Below are 18,002 nucleotides of genomic sequence, written 5' to 3'. Positions count from 1 at the left end.
TTCAATTGCACTTTTAAAAAGGAAACCATGAAAAGAATATTGCTGATATTATTTCTAATTCATCTTACTTCTTTTGGACAAGGATTTGAATTTAAAACGGTACCAAAGTCCAATGCTAAGGCGCTTGCCAATCAAATGCAAGCTTTGGCTGTATCCTATCCGCTAAAAGAATTGGCAGGATTGGACTTAATCAAGGTTCAAATCGTAAGTGAAAAATATGACGATGCCATAGCAACTATCGAGAAAGAAACTAAGGACAAGCCAAAAACGGAACAGATCTATTTAGATTTATATCACCAGTATGCCAAAGCAAAACTCACACCTAACTTTCAAGTGGCCTTTAGAGAATTATATAAATCCTATGTGACAAAGGCCGATGATTTTCAGGCACTGAATTTAGATGACACATTAATTGCGAGAGATGGTACGGACTATTTTATTGCTGATTTTGAACGTACTTATGAAAATTTAACTACTGAAACGATTTCGAATGATACTGCACAAAATTTAATCCACAAATATTTCTTGAAAATGGTTTATGAATCCACAAGAGATCTGTTTTTTGAAGCAATAAAACAAGACCATAAACGCAGATATCGTATAAATGACAGTATAATAGTGCCCATGAAAGATGGGGCAGAGGTTTCCGTAGTAGTGGTTGAAAGAAAAGAATCTGTTAAAGCGAAGAAACCGGCCATCTTAATTGCTTCTATTTATGCAGGTACCAATGAGACTGGGGCAATGTTATCCGCCTCAAAAGGCTATGTTGGAGTAATCGCCAATACAAGGGGGAAACGATTAAGCAAAGGAGCGGTAAAGCCTCTAGAACATGAAAATACAGATGTTTATGAAGTGATTGATTGGATTAGCAAGCAGCCTTGGTCCAATCAAAAAGTAGGAATGTACGGTGGTAGTTATAACGGATTTACCCAATGGGCATCCATGAAATATAAAGTGCATCCAGCTTTAAAAACCATTGTTCCCATGGTAGCCATTGCACCAGGAATTGATTACCCAATGGAAAATAATATACTACATAATTATTCCTATTCTTGGAATTTTTATGTAACCAATACTAAGTTTTTGGATTTTAAAGCCTCCCAAGATTTTACTCGATGGAATACCTTAAAAAATACGTGGTATACCTCTGGAGTTGCCTTTAATAGATTAGATAGCTTGGATGGACACGTAAATAGATTATGGAATACCTATATGCAGCATCCTAGTTATGATGCTTATTGGAAGAAAATGATTCCTTATAAACAAGAATTTTCAAAAATCAACATTCCAATTTTGACCATAACAGGCTATTATGACGATTCTCAAAGAGGAGCCCTATATTATTATGACCAGCATACTAAGTATGTAAAAAATCCAAATCACTATGTATTGGTTGGACCTTACGATCATTGGACGGCACAAACCCAACCTCAGGAGTTCTTAAGGAATTACAAATTAGATAAAACCGCCTTAATTGACATTAGATATGACTTGGTTTATCAATGGTTCGATTACATCTTAAAAGGTAAAGAAAAACCAAGTATTCTAAAGGATAAAGTGAATTTTCAGGTAATGGGAACCAATACATGGATGCACAAACCGAGTTTAAGTGCCATGACCAACGATACCTTGACTTTTCATTTAAGTGATGCTAAATCGGATGAATTTTATGCGCTTAAATCGAAATCGAATGCTTCCAAAATTAACTTAACCGTTGATTTTAAAGATAGAGAAAGCATGAATAACACAGGGTATTATCCTTGGCCTTTAGAAAAAGAAAACATCAATATAAAGGATGGATTGCTTTTTAAATCGGAACCCTTAGAGGAGGATGTGATTATAAATGGATCCTTCCTCGGAAATCTTGAATTTACTATCAATAAAAAAGATGTGGATTATTCCGTTATCCTATATCACTTAACGCCAGAAGGGAACTACTTTCATTTAAGCTATTATATTGGTAGAGCGAGTTATGCTACAGATCGAGAACAAAGAAATTTATTGACACCGAATCAAAAAACGCAAGTGTCTTTCGACAATTCTAAACTAATCAGTAAAAAGCTACAAAAAGGAAGTAGGATGGTAGCTGTGGTCAATGTGAATAAAAACAATAATGCACAACTTAATTATGGAACGGGGAAGGATGTGAATGAAGAAAATATTAAAGATGCAGAAGTCCCGTTAAAAATTATATTTTCAGGTAATAGTAGTATTTCCTTACCGGTTTGGTATTCCCTAAAGGAATAACCAAATTCTTATTAGTATATCATTGGCAAAAAAGGCCTATTCGATTCTCCTTTTGGCTATTTTTTTCCGTGGACAGGGGCTGCAGGGTTGCACCTATTGATCAAAGCAAAAGTAACGATGCGGTGAGTCCCATTGTAAAGATATTTGAGAAAACGAGCCCCATAGGCTAATTTAATGGATTTGGTATCATCTCACAAATAGTTATGGAATAGAGTGAAGTCCATGACCTTTACTTCCTGTTTTTCGGTATCTAGGTTTAAGGCCCTGAAAAAGTTATTTTGAAAAGGGGTATCATTGATATACATAGAAGTAAATATGGAATCCAAATTGGTTACTTGTTTCTATGGCATTTCAAGCTTTAGAAGTATTTGCAAGGTTCTCCCATATATCGTTAAATAAACTATATGGTTTTTGTAAATTTAGCTTTGAATAATGCCTGTAATCGATAAGAAATCAATAGCTGTCTTGCCATTTGTTAATTTGAGTAATGATATTAACAATGAATATTTCTGCGATGGCTTAACCGAAGAAATAATTAACGCCTTAGCATCTATAAAGGTATTATTAGTGACCTCTCGTACTTCTTCCTTCTATTTTAAAAACAAAAAAGCAACCTCTAAAGAAATAAGGGAAAAACTAAAGGTAGCTACATTTATAGAAGGCAGTGTAAGGACATCCAAAAATAAAATGCGCATTACTGTGCAAATGATAGATGCTTTGGATGACTTTCATTTCTGGTCAGAAACTTTTGATAGAAATCCTGAAAATATTTTTGAAATTCAAGATGAAATTAGTCTGTTTATCGCTGAAAAATTACGCGAACACATAGGGCATCTCGAAATCGAAGATAAGCTAGTAGAAGCTATTGATGTACCTGTAGCTATTTATAGAGAATATTTGAAAGGAAGGTACTACATCATGAAACTAGATTATAAAAACTCTATAAAGGGTATCAATATCTTAAAAGAAGTAATACATAAATCACCCAATTTTTCAAATCCCTATTTAGATATAAATCTAGCCTATGTTAATATGGGAACTATGGGGCTTTTGCCCGCATTTGAAGCATACGAGAAGGCCCAACCTTATTTGTTAAAGGCATTAGAGCTAGACCCAAACTCATCAAGGTCACAATTGAATTTGGCTTGGATAGAATGCTGGCAAAACTGGAATCTTAAGAAAGCTTACGAACATGCCAATAAGGCTTTGGAGATGCAACAAGCAGACGATATTTACTTAACCATTTCTAATTTTTTGACCGTAGAAGGAAAATTAGATGCGGCAAGTAATTATCTTGACAAAGCCTTACAGTTAGATCCTTATGCCGCTATAAATCATCATTACAAGGGTTTTTTATACTACTTGAAGGAAGATTATAAAACTGCGATACCTTATCTAAAAAAGGCATTAGATTTAGACCCTAAGTTACCCTTTCCACCAATTTATATAGGGATTTGTTTATTGATGTCAGGCAAACCAAATGAAGCTTTGACATATTTCGGTTCACTTGAAGGAGTTTCTGTGAAAGACCTCACCAAATTAGGAGGTGAAACCATGTGCTATGCAAAACTCAATGAAACGGAAAAGTGTAATGATGGATTAAAAGAATTAGAGACGTATTTAAATACTGATCTTGTAGATAAGGCATTTACGTTTTTGATATTAGTAAATGCCTTGTTAGGTAATAACGAAAAGGTAATTGATTTAATAACTCAAGCATACAATAATCGTTTGCCCGTAATTTTATTACTTAATCCATCACCAATTCTTAAACCTGTTAAAAATCACAAAAGGTTTAAAGACATCATGCTAAAAGCCATTCCAGATAATTTAAATTATAAACAGAAAAAGAAGTATAAACAGGCTTTACTAGATTCCAACGAAATCAAAAAGTACTGCAAGGAACTAGAGCAAATAATGATAGACTACAAACTGTATTTAAATCCAGACCTATCCTTAAAAGATTTAGCTTCTTACTTGGAACTTCCTGCCAATTATGTCTCGCAATTATTAAACTTGGGGTTTCAAAAAAACTTCTCTGAGTATATCAATACCTTTAGGGTTAACGAATTTAAAGAGCGCGTTCTTCTAGAAGAAAACAAAGGATTAACCATAATGGCTGTGGCATACGATAGTGGTTTTAATTCTAAAACCGTATTTAATACGTTTTTTAAAAAAATAGAAGGCACAACACCAAACACTTACCTAAAAAGTGTCCAAAAAAAGTAGTCTTATATTTCTTACTTTACTTTTATAAGCTCTCTATCGATATAATTTTAGTTAGTTTTTTAAAATAGTATATATTTGAAAAACAATGCCTTACGGATATTTTATAAAATTAAAACCACATTTTTTGTGATTTTTTAGACACTTCATAAACTAATAGAGTGTAATAATCTTTAAATGCATTCAAAAAAGAAATTCATTCAGGATATAAAAGAAAACGAAGGTATTATTTATAAAACTTCTAGAATTTATTCAAATAATACTGAAGATCAAAAGGACCTATACCAAGAAATTGTGTATCAACTCTGGAAATCTTACGATTCTTTTAAAGAGCATTCTAAAATAAGTACTTGGATGTATCGTATTGCACTAAATACCGCAATCAACAATTTGAAAAAAGAAAAAAGAAAAGGAACTCGAATATCCATTGACGATTTTCTTTTAAATAAAATAGACCATGTTGACACGGTTATGGAAGAACGGGTAACACTGTTATATGCGCATATAAAAAAACTCAGCATTGTAGAAAGAGGAATTATACTACTTTATTTGGAAGGTAAAAACTATGATGAAATTGCTACAATAACTGGTTTTACAAATACCAATATTGGTACACGTTTAGGTAGGATTAAAAGCAAATTAAAATCTCAAATTAAGAAATAATAGAATAATGGAACTAGAAGAAATGAAATCCCAATGGGTAGATATGAGTCACAAAGTTGACCAACAAAAAATATTGACAGATCAATTGATTATAGATTTAACCAAGGAACGTTTTAATACTAAAATGCGGGCTATATCTGTCCCAGAATCAATATCAGCACTCATGTGTTTTGCTGCTGTACTGTTTATTATTAGCAATTTTAATTCATTAGATGTATGGTACTTAAAGCTTTCAGGTGTATTTGCAATTATTGCTTGTTTGGTACTACCTGTGCTGTCTTTAAAATCAATTCAAAAAATGAAGTCTGTGCATATATCTAAAAGCACTTTTAAAGAAACTGTAGAAGCATATGCAAAAGGTAAATCAAAGTTTATGCAAATTCAAAAAATAAGTTTTTACACCAGCTTTTTAGTACTGGTAGCTTTGGTTATTGTATTTGGTAAAATCATAAAAGATATCGATGTATTTACAATGACAGAAAAGCTAAATTGGTTAGTCCCTTCTGGTATTGGGGTCTTGTTTATATTCTCACAATGGGTACTAAAAAAATACAAGAAGGCAACAGAGTCAGCAAATACCATATTGCAGGAACTAGAAGACTAGCCCTATCATAATCTAATAATCATAACTAGGTAACGTATTTATTTTAATTCTGAATGTTATTCGGATAGGAAAAATACGTTCAAATTCTAACACATTTAAACTTCATAAAATGAAAAAAATACACATCACATGCGCTATACTTATGTACTCGGTTTTGAGTTTTTCTCAAGACATTACAGGCATATGGAACGGAACAGCAAAATTAGGAGAAGACAAAGAAATCAGTTTTATTTTTAATATTAAAAACATTGAAAATGAATATGTTACGGAGTTTTCAATACCCAAGCAACGTGTTACTGCTCTAAAACCTCAAAAAACGACTTTTGAAAATGGTGTATTACTTATAGATGGTGCAAACTTAGGTGTAAAGTACGAAGGTAAATTCAATCAAACATTAAAACAGTTTGAAGGCACATTTACCGAAGGTGTGAATCAACTTCCTTTAAACTTGAAAAAAGGAAAGCTAAAATTGGAAGCTAAAAATAATAGACCTCAAGAACCTGTTAAACCGTATCCCTATAATGAAGAAGAAGTAGTTTTTGAGAATAAGGAAGCTAATGTATCACTTGTTGGAACATTAACCATACCTAAAAAATCTGGAAAATCTCCAGCTGTTATTTTAATAAGTGGTAGTGGTCCACAAGATAGAGACGAAACATTTGCAAATCACAAACCTTTTTGGATAATTGCAGATCATTTAACTCGCCAAGGTATTGCAGTTTTGCGTTTTGATGATCGTGGTGTAGGAAAATCGACAGGTAATTTTAGTAATGCTACTACAAAAGATTTTTCAACAGATGTAGTAAGTGCTGTAAAGTATCTAAAATCAAGAGCAGATATTGATGCTAATGATATCGGATTAATAGGTCATAGCGAAGGTGGTATTATTGCTCCTTTAGCAGCAAATCAAACAAAAGGCGTGTCTTTTATGGTTTTATTGGCTTCTACAGGAATTCCTGGGAGTGAAATATCATTAATGCAGTCTATATCAATGAGGCCTTTTCCTGTACCAAATGAAGCAGAATATGAACGAGCCATTAGAAAAGCAATTAAAATTGCGTCTTCAGACAACGAATTATCAATAATTAAAAAAGAATTGACAAATCATTACAACAAAACGATTGCTCCTATATTAGAACCATTAGTTGGTAATGATGCCAAAGTGAATGAAATTATTGAAGGTTTAATCGAAACAAGAACTACACCTTGGGTTCGCTATTTTTATAATTACAATCCTGCTACTGAAATCGAAAAATTAAAAATTCCTGTATTGTCCTTAAATGGTAGTAAAGATACCCAAGTAAAAGCCAAAATAAATCAAAATGGAATACGTCAAGCTTTGATTAAAGGAGGTAATCAAGATTATAAAATCATAGAATTAGAAAACTTAAACCACTTTTTTCAAGAGTGTGAAACTGGAAAGATGGACGAATATCAAAAGATAGAGCAAACGTTTTCCCCAATAGCATTAAAAGAAATTTCGAGTTGGATATTAGAGCATGTAAATTAATTCGTTCGGATTCATAAAACAGAATGGTTTAAGAATGGCTTAAACTTAGTTTTGTCTAATAATAAATTTTAAATCATGAGAAAATATATAACTGTAGTTCTGTTATTGTTTACAATGATAACTTTTGCACAGTCTGCTTCCAAAAATCAAAAGAATGTGCTCATAATTGTAAGTAGTTACGGTAAAGATAATGGTAAAACACGACCAGGATTTGAGTTTGAAGAGTTTGTAGATGCCTACAATATTTTTACTTCAAATAATAGTAAGGTTACCGTGGCTAGTCCTAAAGGTGGTAGTGTTGTGGCAGATAAATTTGACGCAACCAAAGAAAAAAATAATGCTTTTTTTACAAATAAGAATACAGCTTCCATACTTTCACAAACAGTAGCCACTTCACAGGTAGACGCAGATGACTATGATGCTATCTATATTATTGGTGGTAAGGGTGCAATGTTCGATGTTCCATATGACCCTTCATTACAAGATATAATACTAAATCTATACAATCGAAAAGGTACAGTTTTGGCTTCTGTTTGTCATGGTACTTCTGCCTTTATTAATGTGAAACACCAAAACAATTATATTTTAGATAATGAAAGGATTACAGGATTTTCTAATGAGGAAGAAAAAATTTTTAAGAGTAAATGGATAGATGAATTCCCATTTTTATTGGAAGATGCCGTAAAGTCTAGAGGTGCAAAATATCAAAAAAGTAGTTTTATGCTAGAAAACGTGGTCATTTCTGGCAAGTTTATAACAGGGCAGAATCCAGCTTCCACAAAAGTTTCGGCGGAAGCTGTGGTGAATGCTTTAGGAGTGAAGCCTGTGCAAAGAGCTAAGGATAGTAAAGAGAAGTTAGAAAAAGGGATGCGTTTAATCACTTTTGGTAAACCTTATTTTTTCAATGAAAACTTTCAGTTATTAGTAGCAAAAACACAGCTGAATCTTCAAAACACAGAACAAGCAAAAAAAAACACTTGAAGAGCTAATTGAAAAAAATCTTTTAAAAGAGGAAGCTACAACGTTACTTAATGGGATTACTAAAAGCTAAATAATGAAGAAAAAAGTTTTATTTTTTTTAAAAGTTAGTTGCGCATTAATTTCTATAGTAGTTATAGTTATGGCAACAGCTTATATATGGCCAACGAATACATTACAACCACCAAAATCTTTCGAAGAAACTATCATTAAAAATGTAAGTATTGTCGATGTTAAAACAGGTAAAATAGCTAAGCATCAGTTTGTTTTAATTGAGCACTCTCGTATTACAAAAATTGATAGTACAAATATCATAGTTTCCGATGATGCTTTAATAATCGATGGCACCGATAAATTCCTAATTCCAGGTTTATGGGATATGCATACCCATTCCGATCAACATTCAGAATGGTTGCATCATCCACTGTACATCGCAAATGGCATTACTGGGGTAAGAGATATGTCTGGTCAATTGAATGAAAAGGATAGTTATTGGGTGGGTAGTAAGGAACGTTTGCAATGGAATAAAGATTTAGAACTTAACACCAGGGTTACACCTAGATACGTATTACAAAGCAGTTACCAAATGGATGGTGTAAAAGCCATTCCTGAAGATGCACCAGACTTTTTTAAACTGCAAAATCCATCCCAAGTAGATTCATTGCTACAATTCTATAAAAATGAAAAGGTGGATTTTATTAAGGTGTACCAACAGCTACCAAAGGACACCTATAAAACATTAGCATTAAAAGCACCAGAATATGGGTTGCATCTAGCAGGTCATAAACCCATGTTTCTAAGTTTGGAAGATGCGGTTAACCTAGGACAAAGAAGTTTTGAACACGGACGAATATTCATGTACGAATGTTTCCCGGAAACGGATAGTTTAAAGCATTCAACGAATTGGAAAGCCTATTTTTCTAAATCAAAAGCAAAGATTGTACACCAGTTTGACAGTGTTCAAGCAAAAGCATTGATGCGTTTAATGCAGCAAAAAAAAGCTTATTGGACACCTACCTTACAGACCTTGAAGTTTGAGGCCAATGCGCATAAAAATGAGTTTACCAACAATGAAAATCTAAAATATGTAACCAACATTAGAAAGCGGTTATGGTGGAAATATGATACAGACCATAACAAAGAAAAAAATCTAGAAAGAAAAGGTGAAAATGTAAGTGAACAATTTTTTGAAGCTTCGAAAAATCAACTATCCATGGCACATAGAATGGGGGTGCCCATTATGGCAGGAACAGATGTTATGGACTCTTATGTGTTTGCCGGATTTAGTTTGCACGATGAATTATACGAATTGACTTCTGCTGGGTTGACCAACCTTGAAGCTTTACAAAGTGCAACTATGGTTCCAGCCACCTACTCAAATGCAATCGAGGATTATGGAACCATTGAAATAGGCAAAAAAGCAGACTTGGTTTTACTGGATAAAAATCCCTTACAGGATATAAATAATACAAAAAGCATCAATGGAGTACTGTTAAACGGTGTGTATTATGATGAAGAAAAACTCAGAGAACTAAAGGCGTTTACAGAAACGGCTGCTGGTAGTTTTCATATGAATGTAAAAACTTTTGTAAGCTTACTGAACAGTCCTTTAATACGCGTGCAGTTTGCCGATTAATACATGTGAAAACAGGAAATGAATCATTTATCGGAAACAAATAATTAATGTCCTTTTAGTTTATGATACAACTCAATTTAAATAATATTGATGATGACTACTTCGCTTCAGCTTGGGGGCTTTATGAAGAAGCCTTTCCAGTTTATGAGAGAAGAACATTGGAGGCACAATCATGTTTACTGGAAAACCCTATTTACAAGTTTGATGTATTCATTGAAAAGAATGTGTTCATCGGTTTCGTTATGTGGTGGGATTTTGAAGATTTTCAATACATAGATCACTTTGCCGTAACAAAATCTCTAAGAAGTAAAGGTTATGGAGCCAAAATATTGGAAGATTTTATAAAGGGAAATTCTAATCCCACTTTATTAGAGGTTGAATTACCAGATAGCTCAATCAATAATAGAAGAATTCGATTTTATGAGCGACTTGGGTTTAAGTTAAACTTACACGAATATAAGGTCCCATCAAGTATTGATGATCGTAAAATTGATTTATTGGTTATGACGTACCCTAACTCGATATCTAATGAAAGCTTCCAAAAGTTTGTTTCCAATAATCACCCTAAAATTTTTAAATCCTTTTAGGGGCTTGAAATTAGTTTTGATTTTTAAACTAGAACTTTTCTTTAAAGTTGACAATTAATTTTACCTCATAAATTATTAACAATAATAGACCGCTTGTTGTTTTCTTTGGTAATATTTAAAAATGCGTCATAATTTATAGTCTTGCCTCATAATTTATAGTACTGCGCTAAACTTATTAACTCTTGCTTCATAACTGTTTACTGTTGCTTCAAGGTTCATCGCATCTTTGTACCATCAAATCGGAACAGTTATTCTAAAAATTCAAAATCAATTAATTAGAATGCTGTTTGCTGATTAAAAGATTTGGTTCTGGTTTTTAAAGTAGAACTTTTTGGTTGCAAAGTCTATTTAATTTTATCAAAAATCTAATAATTATAACAAAAATGAAAATTGAAAAAAGTGGAAAGGGTCTAAAATTAGGAATAGGGATTATACTAGGTGCTATAGTTGGTTACTTGACCTCAAATATGCAATTGTGGTTTGTTTTAGGGATTGCCATAGGTTCAGCATTAGAATATGGTGCCAAAAAAAATCATAAAAAATAAAAATCACTCATTACACATTCCACTTTTTTTTAAGCATTAGCTATTAATGCTTGTAACATCAGAAACAAAAATCAAAAAATCAAAAAGCGAACAATCATGAAATCAATTAAAATGAAAACAATCAAAAAACAAATGGTATCAAGAATGGCTTGCGTAGCCTTTGCATTAGTATCAAGTATAACATACGCTCAAAACGCAAATCCAGAAACAACAACAACACAGCGAGATGGCTTTATTATTGAATTTTCAGTAGGTGGAGGTCTAATCAGTTTAGAAGATAGTGAAGGTATTCAAACGTTCGACACATCTCAAGGAACGTTTGTTTTACCAGATTTAAAGTTGGGCTATATGTTAAATGAAAAACTAGCCATTACTGCCGCAATGCCAGGAAATATTTATGAATTTCAGGATAATGACAGGCATTTCGGAGGTTTTATTCCATCGCTACAATATTGGGTAAAAGATCGTTGGTGGATTCACGGTGGAATTGGTTTAGCAATAGATTCGCCAGCATTATATGATATTAAAGACAATGTAAATGACGATTGGAATTTTGGTTGCGCTGTTATGGCAAGTACAGGTTACGAAATTTACAAAAAGAAAAACTTCGCACTTAATGTGCAGTCAAAACTAGTTTTGGGTCGTGCGTCTTTAGAAGGAGATGCACACAGAGATGCAGTAATCTTTAATATAGGGTTAGGCTTTAGCTGGTTATAAGCTTTAACATAAATAGTGAGTTATCCCCTATTCACAACCCTATTAAAAAGAAACTTTTTATAATTATGAATACAAAAACATTACAAAAACTTGGTGGATTTTGCTCAATTTCACTTGGATTAATCTACATCATAGCGTTTATAGTTTATGGTGGAATATTAGCGTATCCAAAGGCAGACGCAACGGATATTGAAAGAGTAAACTTCTTGTCTGAAAACTATGTAATGCTTTCAACAACAAACTTAATAAGTTATGTTTTATTTGGAATTTTACTTGCTGTATTAGTTGTTTCAATACACCAAAAAATAAAAGATAATTTGCCAAATTTTTCGATACTCGCTTCTGTTTTTGGAGTAATCTGGGTTGGCTTAGTTATAGCCAGTGGAATGATTGCAAATATTGGACTTAATTCTGTCATTAAAATTGGAATTGAGGAGCCACAAAAAGCTATATCAATCTGGACAAGTACTGGTATTGTTTCAGAAGGACTTGGTGGAGGAAATGAAATTGTTGGAGCAATTTGGGTATTACTTTTAAGTATAGCAGCTTTAAAATATTCGTTTTTCTCAAAACCATTGAACTTTTTAGGCCTACTTGTTGCGCTTGCAGGCATTCTAACCATTTTACCTTTCGTCGTATTCAAAGAAATTTTTGGGATTAGTCAGATTGTTTGGTTTGTATGGATTGGAATAGCAATGATTCGTAAACCACATAAATCGTTTGCTCACAAGGAATCAAGTTAATATGCGAACAAAAATTTTTAATTATTCCTAACTAATTGTTAGGTTTCATTCAAACAAGCTAAATGATAAATAAAAGTTTTGAAAAAGCAAAAGAGCAAAGTAAATTATTAGAAAATGATTTGTATAAGAATCCTCAAAAGTACCGCGTATTAACGGGAGATAGACCTACAGGTAATTTGCATCTTGGACACTATTTTGGCTCTATTATAAACCGATTAAAATTACAAAGCTTGGGAATTGAGACTTATATTTTAATTGCTGATTATCAAGTGTTGACAGATAGAAATGTTTTTAATGAAATTTCAAAATTCACCTATGAACTAACTTTGGACTATTTAGCCTGTGGATTAGACCCTGAAAATTATAAAACTCATATTTTTCCACATAGTCATATTCCTGAATTAAATCAACTAACTATTCCATTTCTGACATTAGTTTCCAGTTCAGAATTAAACAAAAATCCAACTGTTAAAGAAGAAATTACTGCTTCAGGACTGAGTAATATTAATGCAGGAATGTATATCTATCCAGTTCATCAAGCTGCTGACATTTTGTTTTGTAAAAGTAATGTGGTTCCTGTTGGAAAAGATCAATTACCTCATATAGAATTAACTCGGAAAATTGCAAAGCGCTTTAATACCAAATTCAATAAAAATATTTTTACAGAACCAGTTGCATTTTTTACTGATACCCCTACTATTCTTGGGTTAGACGGTATTCAAAAAATGAGTAAAAGTCGCAACAATTCAATTATGATAAAGTCAACAGCTGACGAAACAGCAAAACTAATAAAATCTGCCAAAACTGATTCAAGTCGTTACATATCTTACGACCCCGAAAACAGACCAGAGGTTTCCAACTTACTTAAGTTAGCTTCCTTATGTTCAGATAAAAGTCCAACAGATATTGCTGATAAAATTGGCGACCAAGGTTCAGGAAAACTTAAACAGCTAACAGAAGAAGCCATAAACACATATTTTGAGCCTATTAGAAAAAAAAGAATAGAGCTTGAAAAAAATAAAGATTATGTCAGGGATATTTTGCTTAAAGGTATAAGTAAAGCGAGAGAAACAGCTATTGGAACGTTGAGTGAAGTCACTGAGGCAATGAATATGAAAATATAATAGCACTACATCCAGCAAAGAACTGAAATCGGACTCGATTCAATCTTTTTATTTTGAAAGAATAGATTTGATTTTGAATGGAATCTCGAAGAACAAATAAAGCGAACGGAAGCATTTCAAAAAAACAAAATAACTAAAACCATTACTTAATTCTACTTTTTCAAGAAGGTAAACTTCATACAAATATCAATCAATCAATAATCATCATTAATCAAAAAACATCATCATGAAAAAAACTTTAATTACCTTGACTTTGTGCGGACTAACATTAATCGCCAAAGCTCAAAACACAAGTGTAGAAAAATCAACATTCGGATTACAAACTGGAGTTCTAGGAATCTGGGCATATAATGAAGCAAAACTATCAAATACCCTAGCACTGAGAACAGAGATTGGTTTTGATTTTGGTATTTGGGAATCTACGTATTATGATGATTATGATTCTCCATTTCTACTAACACCTGTAATAGTTGTGGAGCCAAGATTTTATTATAACCTCGAAAAACGTTCAAAAAACTCAAAAAGAATTGATGGGAATAGTGGCAACTTTATTGCTTTAAAAATGGGTTATCATCCAGATTGGTTTGTCTTATTCAATACTGACGATGCTCCTGTGGTAAGTGATTTTTCTATTATACCCACTTGGGGAATTAGAAGAAATTTAGGTAAACACTTTAATTATGAAGCAGGTCTTGGTGCAGGATTTAGTTACACATTTGCTAAACGTGCTGGTTATTTAAACAACAAAAGTGAAATGGAATTAAATATGCACTTGCGTATAGGATATAGGTTTTAGCAAAAACAATAATAATTTGAATATCAAAATGGAAAAGACCTTCATAACACTACTTATCGCTGGAATACTTTCTTTGCAATCTTGTGATGCAAAAAAACAAAAAACTAAAGATAATAATATACCAACCATTAAAAACCCATATCTGGGACAAAAACCACCAGGATTAAGACCTTTACCATTTGCTCCAGGTCTTGTGTCTACGGATTTGTATGAAGTCAATAGTGCATTCACCCCAGATATGAAAGCGTTTTATTTTATTAGAAGAGGAGAAGAAAATAAAAAATCAGCTTTTTACGAATACAAATACAGCGAAATTAATGGGGAATGGAAGAAATCTGAAATAGCATCTCCATGGATAGGAAGACCGGTAATATCCCCAGATGGACAAACCATGCATTTAGGTGACAGATATTTAAAAAGAACGGAATCTGGATGGTCAGAATTACAAAAACTAGAACCTCCAACTGTAAGTAATGATTCTATGTATATTATGCGCCTCTCATCATCTTCAAATGGGACGTACTATTTTGACACCTATAAAGAGAATGATTCAACGTTTCCAATTCGCTATTCGCGTTTAATTAACGGTAAACATGAAGAGCCCAAGGCCTTACCCAAAGCAATAAATAAAGGAACCTTTTTGAGCCATCCTTTTATAGCACCAGATGAATCGTATTTGTTATTTGATGCTCAAAGAGAAGATGGTTATGGAGATTCAGATATTTACATCAGTTTTAAACAAAAAGATGGTACTTGGGGTAATGGAATTAATTTGGGAGATAAAATAAACACCAACGCCTGGGAAGCTTCAGCAAGTATAACGCCAGATGGCAAGTACCTTTTCTTTAGTAGAAATGTTGGATCAGACGATTTTGAAAATGTAGATGTTTTTTGGGTAGATGCAAAAGTTATCTATGCTCTTAAAAAGGAATAATGAAAAGGAAAGGTTTGTTCCAATTTCAAAATGCGAACTTTTGTACCCCACATTTTAACCAACTTTGCTATCAACAAAAACAATTATGAAAGCAATAGAATGTCTAAAATATGGGGAGGTAGATAATCTGGTGCTAAGTCATGTAAAAAAACCATCACCAAAAGCTAATGAAGTACTAATAAAGATACATGCAACTTCAGTTACCACAAGCGATGTTCTAATTCGGAGAATGAATGAACCTTTCATTCCTAAACTTATACTCCAACTCATATTTGGTTTTGGCCGTCCAAGAAACCCTGTATTGGGGATGGTAACAGCTGGTATTGTTGAGCGTAAAGGTAAAGATGTAACATTGTTCGAAATTGGGGATGAGGTTTTTGCGTATGGTTCAATCTCGCCTACCAAACTTCGTTTTGGTTCTTATGCAGAATATATTTGTTTACCAGAAGATTGGAATCTAGCCCTAAAACCTGTAAATCTTAGTTTTGAGGAAGCTGCAGCGATACCTTATGGTGGCTTGCTTGCTACTCATTTATTAAAAAAGACGAGCATAAACAAGGGCGACAATGTTTTAATTTATGGAGCGTCAGGAAGTATAGGCACAATGGTCATTCAATTGGCGAAGCATTTGGGTGCTCATGTCACTAGTGTTTGTAGTGGTAGAAACTTCGAATTAGTAACTTCTTTAGGAAGTGATAAGGTGATTGACTACACGATAGAAAATGCTGAAAAACAATTGGAAAGGTATAAATATGTGATTGATGCCGTAGGCAACTCAAAATCATCGATACTAAAAGAAAAGAGCAAAAAAGTATTGGCTTTGAATGGCAAATACATATCCATAGATCATGGCACTCCATTAACACCAAAAGAAGCTTTTTTTAATTTAAAAAGGTTAGCAGAACAAGAGAAACTAAGACCTGTTATTGATAGAGTATATTCTTTAGAAAAAATGGCCGAAGCTCATAAATATGTGGAGATGGGTCATAAAAGAGGAAATGTGGTCATCACTATTTAGCTCGCTATGGATTTTCCCAATTTATAAATCATCAACTCGTGCTGAGCCCAGTCGAAGCATCAAAAAACGAACAGTGTATTTTTGTCAAATCAAAAGAAGGAAAAGAAAAAATATAACCACAACTACCACTTATTTCTGACTGATATAATCTGATGTTTAAATTTAACCAAATGAAAATAGTAAAACGACTTTTAAAAATTGTATTCGCTCTCATTGGCCTGCTTGTGCTAATAGGAATCATTACACTTTGGGTTGATTCATCAGGAACAAATTACCTTGAGATTAATAAGAATGAAACTGCATCTAATAATTCTTACCTGATAAAAAAAGTCAATGTCATCCCAATGAATCAGGACACTGTTTTAGTTGATAAAATGGTGTATATAAAAAAAGGAGTTATTGAAAAGATTGCAGACACTATTGAGGTCAAAGGGATTGAAATTATTAATGCAAAGAACAAATACCTAACACCAGGACTTATAGATATGCATGTGCATGTGTGGGATAGATATGAACTCGGACTCTACCTATCCAACGGTGTAACAGCAGTTAGAAATCTTTGGGGTATGCCAATGCATTTAAGAATTAAAGAAGATGTAATGGAAGAAAATATTTTTTCACCATCGTTTTTTACAACAGGACCAAAACTAACAGGCTCTGAATTCATTGGTGATGACAATTTAAATCTAAGTAATCCGAGTGAAGCTAAAGACAAGGTTGTAGAATATAAAGACAGAGGTTACGATTTCATCAAAACGTATTATGGATTGGATAAGGAAGTTTTTGATGCAGTGATTGAACAAGCCAAGATTTCTGAAATGGACATTGTTGCTCACCCTTCTCAAAAAGTACCATTTTCATATCATTTAAACCCACAAATCAAATCCATTGAACATGCTGAAGAAATTGTGCAGCAACCTTTGCAGTTTGATTTAGATACCCTTAAGCTTCAGGCTGTTATTGATTCTATTTCCGCGTCTAAACATACAAGTTATAGTCCTACACTTACGGTGTTTCATAATATTTATCAAATGATGATGGATGATGACATTTTAGATTCAGAATCATTGAAGTATATGAATCCACTCATTAAAATGGATGATAGCAAAAGACAATTTGAGCGTTGGTATAATGCCAAGCAAGAAGATCCTACGACCGTTGAGCGGATAAAAAAACAGCATGATTTTCACATGAACATCGTTAATAAACTGCATGAAGCTGGAGTACCTATAATTTGTGGCACTGATGGTGGTATTGGAGTTACGCTTCCAGGGTTTTCAATTCATACAGAACTGGCCTTTTACAAAGAAGCTGGCCTTTCTAATTATGAAGTGTTGAAAACAGCTACTGTCAATGCTTCTCGAACGCATTCAATGATGAATCAACTTGGAACTATTGAAGAGGGCAAGATTGCTAATTTGTTATTAGTGGATGAAAACCCGCTTTTTAAGTTGTCTTCGCTTAAAAAACCCACCTATGTTTTTGTGAAGGGGCGAAAATTGGACAGAGCGACTTTGGATTCTTTTAATGAAAAGGCAAAAAATCGAAAGAATTTAATAGCTACTGCTCTGAGGTATTTGGAAAACTTAATCATTGAAAAATAAACTACTGGTAAAAATGTATATGAAATCAGAAAAATTAAAATAAGATTTAATAGAAAGGCTTGTTTGCATC

General features: G+C 33.0%; 16 protein-coding genes. All 16 read left to right on the top strand.

From position 1 onward, the window contains the following. Positions 1 to 27: 27 nt before the first annotated feature. The 16 genes from I595_RS03300 (at position 28) to I595_RS03225 (ending at position 17,932) form a co-directional block, all read left to right on the top strand. Positions 28 to 2,247 (top strand): CocE/NonD family hydrolase, encoded by a 2,220-nt coding sequence (locus I595_RS03300; protein WP_206507180.1) that lies wholly within the window; start codon positions 28 to 30, stop codon positions 2,245 to 2,247. A gap of 432 nt (positions 2,248 to 2,679) precedes the next feature. After that, on the top strand, positions 2,680 to 4,476 hold the full coding sequence (locus I595_RS03295) for a helix-turn-helix domain-containing protein (RefSeq protein WP_054557945.1): 1,797 nt from the start codon (positions 2,680 to 2,682) through the stop codon (positions 4,474 to 4,476). A 174-nt stretch (positions 4,477 to 4,650) separates the two neighbouring features. Then, positions 4,651 to 5,136, top strand: coding sequence for an RNA polymerase sigma factor (locus tag I595_RS03290; protein ID WP_054557944.1), 486 nt, complete (start codon positions 4,651 to 4,653; stop codon positions 5,134 to 5,136). Positions 5,137 to 5,143: 7 nt separating this feature from the next. After that, the gene (locus I595_RS03285) at positions 5,144 to 5,740 is read left to right on the top strand and encodes a hypothetical protein (protein WP_054557943.1); all 597 of its coding nucleotides are present in this window, start codon (positions 5,144 to 5,146) and stop codon (positions 5,738 to 5,740) included. A gap of 109 nt (positions 5,741 to 5,849) precedes the next feature. Beyond that, positions 5,850 to 7,250, top strand: a complete 1,401-nt coding sequence (locus I595_RS03280; protein WP_054557942.1) for an alpha/beta hydrolase family protein — start codon at positions 5,850 to 5,852, stop codon at positions 7,248 to 7,250. 75 nt (positions 7,251 to 7,325) lie between these two features. Next, complete coding sequence (locus I595_RS03275) at positions 7,326 to 8,231, top strand: type 1 glutamine amidotransferase domain-containing protein (protein ID WP_054557941.1); 906 nt, start codon at positions 7,326 to 7,328, stop codon at positions 8,229 to 8,231. A 73-nt stretch (positions 8,232 to 8,304) separates the two neighbouring features. Beyond that, positions 8,305 to 9,864 (top strand): amidohydrolase family protein, encoded by a 1,560-nt coding sequence (locus tag I595_RS03270; protein WP_083467470.1) that lies wholly within the window; start codon positions 8,305 to 8,307, stop codon positions 9,862 to 9,864. A 62-nt stretch (positions 9,865 to 9,926) separates the two neighbouring features. Continuing rightward, entirely contained in the window at positions 9,927 to 10,451 is a 525-nt protein-coding gene (locus I595_RS03265) for a GNAT family N-acetyltransferase (protein WP_054557939.1), read from the top strand. 383 nt (positions 10,452 to 10,834) lie between these two features. Beyond that, positions 10,835 to 10,996 carry a glycine zipper domain-containing protein gene (locus I595_RS03260; RefSeq protein WP_164674148.1) on the top strand — a complete coding sequence of 54 codons (162 nt, stop codon included), beginning with the start codon at positions 10,835 to 10,837 and terminating at the stop codon, positions 10,994 to 10,996. Between the two features lie 96 nt (positions 10,997 to 11,092). Next, positions 11,093 to 11,713 (top strand): hypothetical protein, encoded by a 621-nt coding sequence (locus I595_RS03255; protein ID WP_241240862.1) that lies wholly within the window; start codon positions 11,093 to 11,095, stop codon positions 11,711 to 11,713. 65 nt (positions 11,714 to 11,778) lie between these two features. Then, positions 11,779 to 12,456, top strand: a complete 678-nt coding sequence (locus tag I595_RS03250; protein WP_054557936.1) for a hypothetical protein — start codon at positions 11,779 to 11,781, stop codon at positions 12,454 to 12,456. A 62-nt stretch (positions 12,457 to 12,518) separates the two neighbouring features. After that, positions 12,519 to 13,580 carry a tryptophan--tRNA ligase gene (gene trpS, locus I595_RS03245; RefSeq protein WP_054557935.1) on the top strand — a complete coding sequence of 354 codons (1,062 nt, stop codon included), beginning with the start codon at positions 12,519 to 12,521 and terminating at the stop codon, positions 13,578 to 13,580. Positions 13,581 to 13,806: 226 nt separating this feature from the next. Continuing rightward, positions 13,807 to 14,376 (top strand): hypothetical protein, encoded by a 570-nt coding sequence (locus I595_RS03240; RefSeq protein WP_054557934.1) that lies wholly within the window; start codon positions 13,807 to 13,809, stop codon positions 14,374 to 14,376. Between the two features lie 28 nt (positions 14,377 to 14,404). Beyond that, complete coding sequence (locus I595_RS03235) at positions 14,405 to 15,310, top strand: TolB-like translocation protein (RefSeq protein WP_054557933.1); 906 nt, start codon at positions 14,405 to 14,407, stop codon at positions 15,308 to 15,310. Between the two features lie 85 nt (positions 15,311 to 15,395). After that, on the top strand, positions 15,396 to 16,328 hold the full coding sequence (locus I595_RS03230) for an NAD(P)-dependent alcohol dehydrogenase (protein ID WP_054557932.1): 933 nt from the start codon (positions 15,396 to 15,398) through the stop codon (positions 16,326 to 16,328). A 170-nt stretch (positions 16,329 to 16,498) separates the two neighbouring features. Beyond that, entirely contained in the window at positions 16,499 to 17,932 is a 1,434-nt protein-coding gene (locus I595_RS03225) for an amidohydrolase family protein (RefSeq protein ID WP_054558033.1), read from the top strand. Positions 17,933 to 18,002 lie beyond the last annotated feature (70 nt).

This window comes from Croceitalea dokdonensis DOKDO 023 (genome assembly GCF_001306415.1).
GTDB lineage: Bacteria > Bacteroidota > Bacteroidia > Flavobacteriales > Flavobacteriaceae > Croceitalea > Croceitalea dokdonensis.
This window is presented reverse-complemented; position numbering and strand designations above follow the sequence as displayed.